Source organism: Shewanella sp. Arc9-LZ (genome assembly GCF_010092445.1).
Classification (GTDB): domain Bacteria; phylum Pseudomonadota; class Gammaproteobacteria; order Enterobacterales; family Shewanellaceae; genus Shewanella.
In genome coordinates, this window is record NZ_CP048031.1 from 1,969,872 (window position 1) to 1,984,277 (window position 14,406).

Consider the following 14,406-nt stretch of genomic DNA (forward strand, 5'->3'; position numbering starts at 1 on the left):
GAACATTCCATTAACGTTTTTTGCAAAACGTTTCAGCAGCTGAGTAGAGGCTACTTTTGTAGTATTGCATTATATCGGCTAAATGCCGCATCGAGATCGGCAATTAAATCGTCGGCATCTTCAAGTCCAATATGTAAGCGTATTAATGGTTTGCTGCTGTCCCATTGAGTAGCGGTACGGATATTGTTAATACCGAATACCCCTAAAATTAAGCTTTCGAAACCGCCCCATGAAAAGCCCATTTTAAAATGGTCCATGTTTTCAACAAAAGCAGTGACTGACGCTAAGTCGCCTTGCTTGAGTACAAACGAGAATAAACCATTACCGCCGCTAAAGTCGCGCTTAAAAAACTCGTGACCAGGGCAAGTATCGAACGCCGGATGACGGACATGATCCACTTCTGCACGAGTCGCCAACCAATTAGCCACTTTTAAGGCATTTTTATTATGCTGTGCCATACGTACCCCTAAGGTACGTAAGCCTCGCGCGGCTAAATAAACGTCATCAGGCGAGGTGGTTTGGCCCATTAAGTAACTATTTTCGCGCAGTTGTTCCCAATGTTGTTCATTGGCAGTAGCCGTACCCATCATCACATCAGAATGGCCGACAATGTATTTGGTGGCAGCTTGAATAGAGATGTCGACCCCCATATCAAATGGGCGAGAATTAATCGGTGAAGCCCAGGTATTATCCAGCATTACAATGACATCATGTTCGTGAGCGATACGGCAAAGCGATGGTACATCCTGCACTTCCATGGTGATAGAACCTGGTGATTCTAAAAATAATACCTTGGTGTTAGGACGAATTAACTCACGAATGCCTACGCCAATCATTGGGTCGTAATAGGTGGTTTCGATACCAAAGCCCGCGAGCATTTTATTGCATAAATCGCGGGTTGGTTCATAGGCTGTGTCGACCATTAATAAATGGTCGCCACTTTTTAAAAATGATAACAAAGCGCTGCTGATCGCGCCCGCACCAGAAGGGTATAACGCCGTGCCAGCGCCACCTTCAAGTTCGCATATGGCTTGTTGAAATGAAAAATGGGTTGGGGTGCCGCGACGACCGTAAAACATTTCACCGTTGGTTTTGTTTTTAATCGCAAAACGCATCTCATCCATGGTGTCGAACACCACGGTAGAGGCTCTAAATACTGGCGGATTAATAATGCCTTTAGTGAACTTTTTGTCGCGGCCAACGCTAACAATTTGGGTGGCCAGTTTATCGTCTTTGCTCATGTTGTTATTTCCATTATGTGTAGAGTCCATGGTTTATGTTTTAGCTAATGTTTATTAGCAAATATCAATGACATGGATAAATGCGCTACGGTGAATGATCTACTGATGTTCATCATCCTAGCACCAACAAACCTAAATAAAAGCGCCTAAATGCTGTGGTTGACTATTTTTCATCACTCAAAGGTAACGTCAGGCATATTTCAACCCCTTCAATGTCGTTCTCTATTATGTTGGTTGCTTTAATGCTGCCATGGTGAAAGTCGGTAACTAATCGGGCAATGTATAAGCCTAAACCAAGATGAGGCTTACCATTAATACCTTGAGGCCTGATAGACACCATAGATTCAAAAATTTGGCTGTTCATGTCTTTTGGCAGTAAAGGACCAATGTTACTGACTTTTAATATTGCCTGTTTATGATATTGGGTCAGGCTGACGGTGATGGCGCTATCGGGCTGATGAAATTCAATGGCGTTGTTGATCAGTTTATCCATTAATTGCGCGATGTATTCCGGTACACCGTCACAAGACATGGCTTTATCTTCAATGTGGATGCTAAAGAGCTGGTCTGGATAAGTCATTTGATAGCCTTGCATACAACCGCTAATCACTTTCTTTAATGAAAAACGACAGCTTTCAGCTTGGGTTAAACTGGCTTCCAAGCGAGTTGCTTCGCTTAAGTTATTTAAAATAAGGTGTAGGCGGCTGACACCTTCTTGGGCACGGCTAACATATTTTTGTGATTGCTCGTCCAGTTGTTGCAAGCCTAAGTGTTCAAGTGAGCTGCGCACCACGGCAACAGGGGTACGAAGTTCGTGCGATAAACGCGACGACATATTTTCTAAATAATGAGTGTATTGCCCAAGGCGGCTGACAATACTTGAAAAGCTGCGTGACAAATCACCGATTTCATCTCGATTTTTTGATGCCACAATCTGCTGTCTTACTCGGCCCTGGCTGTCGATGGCGAGTTCAGCCTGATCACGTAAACGGCGAATGCGGCTTGAAATACTCGAGGCAAAAATAAACAAGGCTAATGTGCCCATGCTCATAATAGTTAATATGACGTTAAACAGTTTTTCCAGGGCGCGGTTACGCAGGCTGCGAATGCCGTGAGTGGTTTCTTCTGCAATAACGACTCCCATGACTTTATCGTCAATCCAAATTGGGCTTGCTGCGGCTAATACTACGGCTTTGTTGTCTGGCGTTAAGCGCCATGTAGAGCCTTGTTTGCCGCTTAAGGCTTTTTCAATATGGCTGCCAGTGAGTTCAGTTGAGTCTTGCAGTGAATCGATAAAGTCTTGTGGCGGACGAGTTAATATTTTGTAGTATAACGGCAGAATATATTGCTGCTTAAAGTGCAGCCAAAACGACTCAGGTTGATTGACCTCGATATCATCTGCCCAGGTGTTGGACGATGAACGAATATCACCCGATTTTGCCAGTACGCGGCCATGATTATCGACGACCCAAATACGTGAGCTGTTGTGGCTCATGCCTTTAATGATATTTTCAATTTCAGGCGAGGGCACTAATACCGTGCCTAAACTGGCTACTGAGTCGGTGGCAGAGGTACCAATAACATTCACTAATTGACGTGTTTTTGTATCGTTTACATTATGAATCGCAAAACCTAATTTGCTGCCTACCATTTCGAGTGGCAGTCTAAACTCAATATTGTATCCCTTGTCGGTTTTTAACCACTGGCCTTGAATGCGCACTTCTGGGGTAACGGGCATCGATTGGCTGGGGTCGGCGGGTAATTCAAACGCACTAAGCCAACCACTTTGGGTATTGGCAATAATATAACGCCTGAACATGCCATCGGGCGATTGAGTTGCCATGACTAAGTGATCGTTTCTATCAATGCGTAAGCTTTTACGGTTACGAAAAATCAGGTTCGGGTCATTGACGTTGAAAAAGCCGTATAAATAGCCGCCGTATTTGCCCACCATATGACTAAAGCTAATATCGATTGGCTCAGTTTCGCTGCGCTGATAAATAACATGTTTGTCTGAATAGTTGAGGGTGCGATGTTGGTATAAGTCCCAGTCACTCAGTTTACCGTCGAGTTGAATGGGCCCAGCTAACGGGTAGGCGTATAAGTCGCGGCCTTTTTCAACTTGGTTTAAAAAGCTGGCTTGGTTATCAAATAATTTTGGTCGCTCATGTAGCGCCGTAGCAAGCGCTTGAGTGGTGCCTTCAAGGGTTTTTTCTTGGCCATAACGCAGGTACTTTTCCATTTCCCACACATATTCATACCCAAGCCATGGTAGGCAGAGTAAAAACAGCGACAAAATGACGACCTTGGCACGCAGCCCTATCGGTAAATTCATCTGTTAGATATTGTCCCAGCGGTAGCCCATGCCATAAACGGTATCGATACAGTCAAATTCAGCGTCGATGACGATAAACTTTTTCCTAATGCGCTTAACGTGCGAGGTGATCGTGCTGTCGTCGACGTAAATTTTAGCTTCTTGCATTAAATCCTGACGGCTGCGCACATGTCCTGGATGTTTGGCCATGGCATGAACCATCCAAAACTCGGTCACGGTCAGTTCAATGGGTTGCGATTTCCAATATACCTGAATGCGATTGCCATCGATGGTGAGGTGGCCGCGCTCAAGTAAGTTGTCTTCTATTGGGCTTGAACCGATTAATTCTGAACGGCGAAACAGGGCGGCAATACGGGCCATTAAATGGGGGAAACTGACTTCTTTTGTTAAATAATCATCGGCCCCTAAACGCAGACCACACACGGTGTCAAAGTCACTGTCGCGTGCGGTTAAAAAGATGATTGGTAGGCTGCTCGACATTGCACGCAGTGCCTGGCATAGGGTAAAGCCGCCGTCTATTTCATGCTCTAAACCAATATCAATAATGGCTAGGTCTGGTAAGCGGGCATTAAAGGCGAGCATGGCTGCGGGGCGATTTGCATAGGCTTGAACACTATACCCTTGCTGTTGCAGGACATCTTTGTAGTTTTCGCGGATAGCGGCTTCGTCTTCAACAATGGCAATTCGTTTCATGGGATGATTTCAATTAATAGGCTGATAATTAGATACAGTACTGACTATACAGGATTTTATCGACCAAAAAAGCCGTTGACGGCAATTGCCATATTGTTGCCACATTTGATCGCCACATTGCCATTTTTGCTCCCCAATAAAGCCACCTATGAGGTGTTTAATAGCGACATAGAGTTAATCAGCAACGCATTAACTCATGTATTGATGATAACCATCATTTTTTAAACAACCACTTTAAACAACCGCTAAAAGGGATTCTTTATGAAAAAGCAACTTATTGCCGCAACAATTATTTCTACCATGATGATTTCAAACGTCAGTTGGGCAAATGACAATGACAATGACATGAGCGAAGAGCGCGAACACACAGAAGAGCTAGTGGGTTTGAGCTCTGGGATTTTACTCGGTGCTGTTATCGGCGGCCCAGTGGGTGCCATTATTGGTGCATTTACCGGTACGTTTATTGGTAAGTCGGTTGGCGATGAAGCAGAACTCAGCGTCCAGAAACAACAATTAGTGCAGCAAGAACAAAAATTAACGCAAACTAACGAGCAATTAATGGCATTGAGCACTAAGCAGCAGTCGTTGGAGCAAGTGTCGGAGAAATATTATCAATTACAGTCTAACTTGGCTGAACAAAAAGCGAATCAACAACAAACGCTTAATGAGTTAACCATTGGAATGAATGTGCAGTTTAAAACCGGTTCGAGCCATATTGAGCCGTTATTTGAACAACAATTAGATAATGTGGCTTACATGATGAGCTTGTCACCAGAATTGACCATAGATTTAACCGGTTATGCCGACCGCCGTGGCGATAATGATTTCAACCAAGCCTTGTCTGAACAGCGTTTAGCTGAAGTGACACAATACTTAGTTACCCAAGGCATTGCCCGCGAGCGTTTGCATGGACAGGCTTATGGTTCAACGTTGCCAATGCACCAGGAACAAAATTTTGAAAACGACTTTTTTGATCGTCGGGTGACGCTCAAGTTATTAGCCCCAGGTGCTGAACTTGCTGCTAACTAAATTTACACGTCGATTTTCCTTTTTGTTTTGAATATTACCCATCTAGGCGCAAACATTGATGTTGTAGCCTAAATGGGTGAGGAGCGAGTATGCGCCCGTTGTTTTTAATCTCACATTTGTCTATTAAACCTGTTTGTAAATCGCTGTGTTTTGGTTTGTTGTTTGTCATTTATGCCAGTATTACAACGGCATTTGCATCACCGTCTGGGTATCAAGAAGACGATATCACTCAAGGAACATTAGAGTACTTTCAACAAAATCAAGTGATACAAGCTTTTGCGCTAGATACACAAGTGAGCATGGATGTGTCGGGATTACTCAATCGGGTCACCGTTAAGCAAGTGTTTATCAATGATTCTGATCAATGGGTGAATGGGCGATACCTATTTCCGTTACCTGAAACTGCAGCTGTCGATAGCATGCAGTTACGCATTGGCGACAAAGTCATAGCAGGACAAATACAACCTAAAAAACAAGCATTACAGACTTTTGAAACTGCCAAGAAACAAGGTAAACAAGCGAGTTTGTTACAGCAACAACGACGCAATTTGTTTACCTCAGATGTGGCCAATTTAGGGCCACACGAGCAACTCGTGGTAGAAATTAGTTATCAACAAAAGGTTGAGTATCGTGATGGGCTGTTTAGTTTACGTTTTCCATTAGCGATAACACCGCGTTATAACCCGCAAGCAGATCGCACTACCGAGCAGCCGCCATTGGCCATGCCATCGAGCGCTAATACGGCGACATCTGTTAAACAAGTAATACCTGAACTAAATGTGAAGATGCAGGTGAACATTGATGCCGGTTTTGAACTAACCTCATTAAACAGTCTTTATCATCCGATTAAACAGTCTATTGCCGGTAATCATTACAGTGTTAACTTTGACGGCAAGCAAATTGCTGACCGTGATTTTGTGCTGCAATGGCAGGCTAACGTAGGGGCATTACCACAAGCCGCGACGTTTTATCAAACCGGTAAAACCCATGTGATAAACAATAGCGTTGGACATGAACAGACAGCACAAAGACAACCAAATCCGGTTGATAACAATATGTACTCGCTCTTGATGTTAATGCCGCCGAGTGTGGAAGTGAGCGAGCAACACCTTATTGCCAGAGAACTGATTTTAGTTATCGATACGTCTGGTTCTATGTCTGGCCAGTCTATTACTCAAGCCAAGCAAGCATTACAGTTCGCACTAGCGGGACTGCGTGACATCGACAGCTTTAATATTATTGAATTTAATAGTGACGTAACAATGTTATCTGCCACGCCATTGTCTGCTAATAGCCGTAATATTGGTAAAGCAAACCGATTTATTCAGTCACTAGATGCTGATGGCGGCACCGAAATGCGCAGTGCATTACAAACTGCGCTGGTGGACAGCGTACAGCAAGATTCAGATCAAACCGATGCTCACAGCGAAATGTTACGCCAAGTGATTTTTATGACCGACGGTGCCGTTGGCAACGAACATGAGTTGTATCAGCTTATTAATGATCAATTGGGTGACAGCCGATTATTCACGGTCGGAATTGGCTCTGCACCGAATTCCGATTTTATGCGCCGAGCGGCAACAATGGGTCGAGGAACATTTACCTATATTGGCAATGAGTCTGAAGTGCAGCAAAAAATTGAACAATTACTTAATAAAATTGAGCAACCCGTGCTGACCAATATTGGCTTGTATTATCTTGATGGCAGTGTCCCGGATTATTGGCCGACCACCATTAGCGATTTATACCAAAATGAACCCCTTTGGGTAAGTATTAAATCGGCGTCACACCAACAACAGCCCATCATAGTGTCTGGCAATATTAATGGTCAATATTGGCAACAACAACTTGATTTTGAAGAAAATCAAGCAGCTAAGGGGATTGATTTGTTATGGGCAAATGCGCAAATAACATCACTTGAGCTTTATAAAGACAATGCCAGCCGCGACCGCGTCAATAAGCAAGTTGAAGCATTAGGCTTGTTGTATCACTTAGTGACCAGTCAAACCAGTTTAGTTGCGGTGGATGTGACACCGGTTAACCCATTAATTGATAGCCCTATAGATGTGCAGTTACAGCCGCATATGCCCCATGGATTAAATGCATCGCAGTCGTCGCAAGTATTGCCACAAACCGGTACCGCTAGTCGATTATGGTTATTAATTGGTTTTAGTTTGCTTGGCTTAGGATTGTTGCACTATTTATGGTTAAGGCAGCGCTTACCAGGCCAATTGTTAGTGATTGAATCACATGATTAAACAGGAGCGGAAATATGCAGCGAACAATATCACCGACCAAGCATTGGATTGTGATTGTGCTTCTAAGCGTACTGGGATGTGCATTATTATTACAGGGAGGTTATATGCAAGCTAAAGCCCATTTTGCCCAGTTTTTAATTGAACGGGCTTTTGAAAAAACCTTGGCAGATAGCCAACCACATAAACCCTGGTCTTGGGCAGACACTCATCCGGTAGCTAAGATGCGTGTGTTGCAACAACACAATGATAGCTTGCAACCTTTAGGCAGTGACTTATACGTATTAGCGGGGGCCTCTGGGCGTAATTTAGCCTTTGGCCCTGGATTAATGTTAGCGGGGGCGGCGTTGGGTGAGCAGGGCAATATGATAATTGCCGGCCATCGAGACAGTCATTTTATGCGTTTACAATACGTTAAGGTTGGCGACATGATTGAGCTTTATAGCACTGCAGGTGAGCGAGTGTTATATCAAATTACTACCACGCATGTGGTGCATGAAACCGACTTAGATGTGCTGGCTCCCACAGCAGAAAGTCATTTAACCTTGATAACCTGTTATCCGTTTGACCAACTGAGTGGCAATGCCGAATATCGCTATATTGTTGAAGCTAAACCAATCGATACAAAACCGCGATACAGTGTGAGTTAGCTATTTATGGCCACTTGTCTTAATTGCAATAAAAAAGCAGAGCCCAATAGGACTCTGCTTTTTTGTGTCAGACAACCTGTAATTAGGCTCTCATTGATTTTTCACCTCGGGCTAAACCAACCACACCAGAACGCGATATTTCAATCACTTTGGTCATATCGGTGATCGCATGGATAAACGCATCAATTTTATCGCTGGTTCCGACCATTTGGATCGTATAAATATTGGCGGTAACATCAACGATTTGGCCACGAAAAATATCAGCAGTGCGTTTGACTTCTTCGCGTTGATCGCCTTGAGCTTTCACTTTAACTAAGGCAATTTCACGTTCAATATAGGCCGACTCGGTAATGTTAGCCACTTTCAAAATATCGATAAGCTTATGCAATTGTTTTTCAATTTGCTCAAGAATATTGGCATCAGCAATCACGGTAATATTTAAGCGTGACAAGGTCACATCTTCAGTCGGCGCAACGGTTAAGCTTTCGATGTTGTAACCGCGTTGAGAAAATAATCCCACCACTCGTGACAAAGCGCCTGGTTGGTTTTCAAGTAATACAGAAATAATACGACGCATTAGCTTTTCTCCGTTTTGCTTAGCCACATTTCGTTCATCGCGCCGCCGCGAATCAGCATTGGGTACACATGTTCAGTCTCGTCTACGCTGATATCAACAAACACTAACTTGTCTTTCATCGCCAACGCTTCAGCCAGCTTAGATTCTAATTCATCTGGATGATTAATGTTCATTCCCACATGGCCATAGGCTTCAGCAATTTTGGCAAAGTTAGGCACAGAATCCATATAAGAATGGGAATGACGACCTGAATAAATCATGTCCTGCCACTGTTTCACCATGCCAAGGAAGCGGTTGTTTAAGTTGATAATTTTAACCGGAGTATCATATTGCAGTGCCGTTGAAAGCTCCTGAATATTCATTTGGATAGAACCATCACCCGTAACGCACACTACAGTCGCTTCAGGGAACGCCATTTTAACGCCCATTGCCGCAGGCAAACCAAAGCCCATGGTGCCTAATCCACCTGAGTTAATCCAACGGCGTGGTTTATCGAACGGATAATATAACGCGGCAAACATTTGATGTTGGCCGACATCCGACGCCACATAAGCGTCACCATTGGTGAGTTTGTACAATGTTTCAATAACTTGCTGTGGTTTGATTCTATCTGTAGTGCGATCGAACTCTAAGCTCTTTCGTGAACGCCAAATTTCAATGTCACTCCACCATGCTGCCATAGCAGTAGCATCATTGGTGTCCTTGGATTCATCAAGTAGATCTAACATGCCGTCTAAAATATTGTCGGCAGAGCCAACAATTGGAATATCGACCCGAACCGTTTTAGAGATAGAAGATGGATCAATATCGATGTGTAAAATGGTGGCGTTAGGACAATATTTTTCAACATTGTTGGTGGTGCGGTCGTCAAAACGGACCCCAATACCAAAGATTAAATCGGTGTTGTGCATTGCCATATTCGCTTCGTATAAACCATGCATTCCTAGCATGCCTAAACTCTGCTTATGGGTGCCAGGAAACGCGCCTAAGCCCATCAAAGTACTCACGACAGGGATGTTTAAACGTTCGGCAAGGGCAAGTATTTGTGCATCACAACCCGAAATAATCGCGCCACCACCGACATATAATACCGGTTTTTTAGCCGCTAACAGGGCTTGCAAACCGCGACGAATTTGTCCTTTATGACCCGATGTAGTGGGGTTATACGAACGCATTTTAACGCTGTCCGGATAAACATAATCATGCAGTATATCTGGGCTTAAACAGTCTTTAGGCAAATCAATGACCACAGGGCCAGGGCGACCGGTAGCGGCAATGAAAAAGGCTTTTTTAACCGTTTCTGGAATGTCTTTTGCATCTGTTATTAAAAAACTGTGCTTAACGATTGGGCGAGAAATACCAATCATGTCGCATTCTTGGAAGGCATCATTACCAATCAAATTACTCGGCACTTGACCAGACAACACAACCAGTGGGATTGAATCCATGTAAGCAGTGGCAATACCAGTAATAGCATTGGTAGCACCAGGGCCTGAAGTGACTAACACGACGCCAACTTTGCCAGTTGCACGGGCATAACCATCAGCCATGTGCACAGCGGCTTGTTCATGACGAACTAGGATGTGTTCAATACCAGATATTTTATGCAGAGAATCATAGATGTCTAATACCGAACCACCGGGATAACCGAAGATATGGCTGACACCTTCATCTATTAATGAGCGCACGATCATACTCGCGCCAGAAAGCTTTTCCATGAAATGAATCCTTGTTAAGTTACCGTATGGTAAACAGTATCTTGTATACAACGACGGTAATCGTTTTAAAAAATAAGTTTGAAGGATAATCCAAACTCGAAGATTGAAATTGCTGTCGCAATATTCAATGGCTGATTTCATTGTTACTGAACAAGTAACTAGCCTCCATCTTATGTAAATTTATTTTTACTGCAACCCCTTTAGTTAATTATTTTTCAAGGTTGAAATCATTTCATGTTTATGAGCTGTTTTTTGGTTGTTGTGATGAGTTTGATGTTTAAGTGCTGCTATTTGCTCGGCGAAAGGGGATTGATAGTGTCTATCACCAATAATAAGGCAATAAAAAGACCACTAAAATAGTGGTCTCTGCATAATGTTATTTCAGAAATATTTTGCGTTATTCAGTTTTAGGTAAGGTACTTTGAAAAAACTGACATAATCCGACTAGCAATATTGCGCCAAGCATCAGCGCTGAAAAGGGCACGGCAGTACCATCATAAAAGTACGCCAACAGTGGCCCTGCTACTGCACCAAAACCAAATCTTAGCGTACCAATGACGGCAGTTGCGGTGCCGGTTTCTTGCTTGAACTTCATTAATACAATGGCGTCTGCATTGACCGACATGACCCCGAGCGAACCCATTAAAGGGATAAGCATTAACACGGTAAAATAATAACTTAAATCAAGTAAATTAACCGCTAGTAGGCCGGTTGCGGCAATGACGCCGAAGAATGTTGCTACGTGTAACATCCGTTTTGAGCCGAATCGGGTTACCACTCTAGAGTTAACAATATTAGCGAGCATCAAGGCTCCCACATTGGTGCTAAATAAAATCGCAAACAGCGATTTATCTAAATTAAACACTTCCATGTAAATAAATGGCGAAGCGGTTAAGTAACAAAAGAAAGCAAATGACGTTAATACACCGCTGGATAAATTCAGTTTGACGCCATTGCGAGCAAAGACTGTGTAGTAACCGCCTAAAAATGTCTTTTGACTGCGACTGCCAAGATCTTTATCGCTGGGCATTTTTAGTTTAAATAATACTAATACCAATAACGTGATGGCATAACAACTTTGGCTTAAAAAGATAAGATGCCAATCACCGACCTCCATAATTAAACTGCCCAAAGTAGGGGCGAGCAATGGTGCTAGCATCATGATAAGACTTACATAAGACATACCTTTGGCGGTGTTGTCGCCATAGATCTCTTTAATATAACCCGGCACCACAACCGTGGCCGCTGCGCCAATGAGAGCTTGTGCAAAACGCAATATTAAAAACTGTTCAATACTGGTACTAAGTGCAATTAACAAGCTGATAATGGTGAAACCTAACAACCCAAAAATCACCAGTGGTCGACGACCAATTTTATCGGCAAGGGGGCCAAAAATCAGCATGCCTAAGGCATAACCTGCAAGATAAATACTGAGAGACTGTTGTACTGTGGTGATGTCGGTCTCAAAACCTAATGCCAGCATGGACATTGCCGGTAAGTACATGTCTATGGCTAAAGGCGTAATGGCGACAATAGCGGCAAGCATAGGGATTAGCATCGCTAAGTGGGGAATACCCGCAGAGACTGGAGACGAGTCGAATTTTGATGGCGATACCACGTGAACCTCATGTGCTTTAGGTGTTGCAGACGATGCTAATTTAATCAACGCTAGTTTACCACGATATTAGACATTTACTGCGGCTGATTTTGTAATGAATAATATATACAGATTGTGCTTACATTTTCATTATATTGATTTTTATTGATGGCACATAAATGCAACATTATTGTCATTAAAGCTTCATTGTTTTTGATTAGATTATTCGCTTTAGATTACCAACCTCTATTCGGAACTTTAGTTTATGATGCGCTTTGTTCAAGGAAAAACGGCACTGTTAGTGTCTGCAATAATGACCACCATGCTACTAACAGCGTGCGATGGCGATGACGGCCAAATGGGCTCAAAGGGTGATAGTGGCGTAGATGGAGCCAGTGGTAATAATGGTTTATCTGCTTTGGTTAGTGTAACCCCTCTTGCTGTAGGTCATGATCAGTGCGCGTTTGGTGGTCAGCAAATTGACACTGGATTAGACACTAATAGTAACGGCGTATTAGAGATGAGTGAGGTTGATAGCAACCAAACTCAAACGATTTGTAATGTTACCCAAAATACTTTGGCAGTTGATTTAGTGGGGCGTTATCAGTCTGGTGTTTATGGCTTAAGTGCTGCAGAAATTGTCGATTATCATCCGTTGAGTCAGAGCGCATTTGTGGTGAATGCTCAAAGTGGCAAAGTAGATGTACTCGATTTATCGACATTAACTCAAACAGCCGTTCAAGATGAAGCAGGCTACAGTTTAAATAATATTGCCAAAAAGACCGAATTGAATATTAGCGTCGATACCGGGTTAACCTTACTGGGCGCCGTGAACAGTGTCAGTGTCTCGGGTAATTTGTTAGCGGCAGCCGTTGAGCGAGGCGATGCGTTAGGTAACGCTACTCAAGGTAATGGTATAGTGGCGTTCTATCGATTATCTGAAAGCGCATTACCCGTTTATTTGTCGTTTGTTGAGGTGGGTGCATTACCTGATAATGTCACTTTTAGCCCTGACGGTAGTGTGTTGTTAGTTGCCGGTGAAGGTGAGCCTAATAGCGCTTATGATGTTGACCCTGAAGGTTCTGTTGCGTTAATTGCCATTGTGGGTGGTGTGCCAGCAACCACGGCAACTGTCATTGATTTTAAAGATTTTAATATTGGTGGTACGCGTAATTCAGAGCTTAATCCATTGATTAAAATTAATGGTCCTGGCGCGAGTGTGGCGCAAGATTTAGAACCTGAGTACATTTCAGTGTCAGCTGACAGTCAATTTGCGTATGTCAGTTTACAAGAAAACAATGCTATTGCTGTGATTGATATAGCAACAGCAACGGTAAAGCGTATTATTGCATTAGGGCTTAAAGATTTTGGTTTAGACGCTAATAAAATTGATGCCAGTGACAAAGACGATGCCATAAATTTACAAACTTACGAAGGTGTTTATGGTATGTATCAACCTGATACTATTGCTAGTTATCGATGGAATAATACTGATTTTATCGTAACGGCCAACGAAGGTGATGCCCGCGACTATGACGGTTTTTCTGAAGAAGCTCGAGCTGAAGATTTGAATTTAGATCCTAACCATCCGCAGTTTGCTGCCGCACAAGATAAAACCCAACTTGGGCGCTTAAAAGTCACCACGAGTATGGGCGATGAGAATAATGATGGCTTAATGGATAAAATAGTCGCTTACGGTGGCCGTTCATTTTCGATTTGGACTGCAGAAGGGCAACAAGTTTTTGACAGTGGTAGTGATTTCGAGCGTATTACCGCGGCGTTATTAGCGATGAACTTCAATAACAACAACGATGAAAACAAAGGTGATAGCCGCAGCGACGACAAAGGCCCGGAGCCAGAGGCATTAGCTATTGGCCAAATAGGTTCACATACTTATGCCTTTATTGGTTTAGAACGCACCGGTGGTTTTATGATCTACGACATTACTAACCCTTTTGCCGTATCGTTTGTCGATTATGTTCGTAATCGTAATTTTGATGCCGACTTTGCCATTGATACCGACACTGGCGAAGTAGAAGGTGATGCCTCTTTAGCGGGTGATTTAGGTCCTGAGGGGATGAAGTTTATTGCTAGTCAATACAGCCCTACCGGATTGCCATTATTGTTAATTGGTAATGAAGTCAGCGGCACCACTGTGGTATATCAATTACGTTTACAGTAACGATATCGCTACTTCTGTATCATTACGGCTATTTTATATTAGCCACAAATTAGTAACTCAAAACGCCAAGTCTAACTCGCTTGGCGTTTTTTATTGGATGAAATTTTATTTATCGTTGGTGAATATGTC

10 protein-coding genes are annotated in these 14,406 nt (G+C 43.1%); 4 read left to right on the forward strand and 6 right to left on the reverse strand.

Annotated features, from left to right (window positions below; translation table 11 throughout):
- Positions 1–50: 50 nt before the first annotated feature.
- The 3 genes from GUY17_RS08435 to pdsR all read right to left on the reverse strand — a co-directional run bounded on the left by GUY17_RS08435 (position 51) and on the right by pdsR (position 4,269).
- Positions 51–1,241 (reverse strand): cystathionine beta-lyase, encoded by a 1,191-nt coding sequence (locus tag GUY17_RS08435; RefSeq protein ID WP_162022855.1) that lies wholly within the window; start codon positions 1,239–1,241, stop codon positions 51–53.
- A 163-nt stretch (positions 1,242–1,404) separates the two neighbouring features.
- Entirely contained in the window at positions 1,405–3,576 is a 2,172-nt protein-coding gene (gene pdsS, locus GUY17_RS08440; protein ID WP_162022856.1) for a proteobacterial dedicated sortase system histidine kinase, read from the reverse strand.
- A 3-nt stretch (positions 3,577–3,579) separates the two neighbouring features.
- Complete coding sequence (gene pdsR / locus GUY17_RS08445) at positions 3,580–4,269, reverse strand: proteobacterial dedicated sortase system response regulator (protein ID WP_011637090.1); 690 nt, start codon at positions 4,267–4,269, stop codon at positions 3,580–3,582.
- 261 nt (positions 4,270–4,530) lie between these two features.
- Here pdsR and pdsO point away from each other — a divergent pair, with 261 nt between their 5' ends.
- The 3 genes from pdsO to GUY17_RS08460 all read left to right on the forward strand — a co-directional run bounded on the left by pdsO (position 4,531) and on the right by GUY17_RS08460 (position 8,203).
- Positions 4,531–5,298, forward strand: coding sequence for a sortase-associated OmpA-like protein PdsO (gene pdsO / locus GUY17_RS08450; protein ID WP_162022857.1), 768 nt, complete (start codon positions 4,531–4,533; stop codon positions 5,296–5,298).
- An 89-nt stretch (positions 5,299–5,387) separates the two neighbouring features.
- Entirely contained in the window at positions 5,388–7,556 is a 2,169-nt protein-coding gene (locus GUY17_RS08455; RefSeq protein WP_162022858.1) for a marine proteobacterial sortase target protein, read from the forward strand.
- Positions 7,557–7,570: 14 nt separating this feature from the next.
- Positions 7,571–8,203 (forward strand): class GN sortase, encoded by a 633-nt coding sequence (locus tag GUY17_RS08460; RefSeq protein WP_101087531.1) that lies wholly within the window; start codon positions 7,571–7,573, stop codon positions 8,201–8,203.
- 82 nt (positions 8,204–8,285) lie between these two features.
- On the opposite strand, the gene ilvN is transcribed toward GUY17_RS08460, so the two are convergent.
- The 3 genes from ilvN to GUY17_RS08475 form a co-directional block, all read right to left on the reverse strand.
- Positions 8,286–8,780, reverse strand: a complete 495-nt coding sequence (gene ilvN, locus GUY17_RS08465; RefSeq protein WP_101087532.1) for an acetolactate synthase small subunit — start codon at positions 8,778–8,780, stop codon at positions 8,286–8,288.
- Positions 8,780–10,498, reverse strand: coding sequence for an acetolactate synthase 3 large subunit (locus tag GUY17_RS08470; RefSeq protein WP_101087533.1), 1,719 nt, complete (start codon positions 10,496–10,498; stop codon positions 8,780–8,782). The genes ilvN and GUY17_RS08470 overlap by 1 nt, the downstream gene beginning before the upstream one ends.
- A gap of 397 nt (positions 10,499–10,895) precedes the next feature.
- Positions 10,896–12,056, reverse strand: a complete 1,161-nt coding sequence (locus GUY17_RS08475) for a multidrug effflux MFS transporter (protein WP_162024320.1) — start codon at positions 12,054–12,056, stop codon at positions 10,896–10,898.
- Positions 12,057–12,360: 304 nt separating this feature from the next.
- Between GUY17_RS08475 and GUY17_RS08480 the strand changes: the two genes are divergently transcribed.
- Entirely contained in the window at positions 12,361–14,277 is a 1,917-nt protein-coding gene (locus GUY17_RS08480) for a choice-of-anchor I family protein (RefSeq protein WP_254439887.1), read from the forward strand.
- Positions 14,278–14,406: the final 129 nt, after the last annotated feature.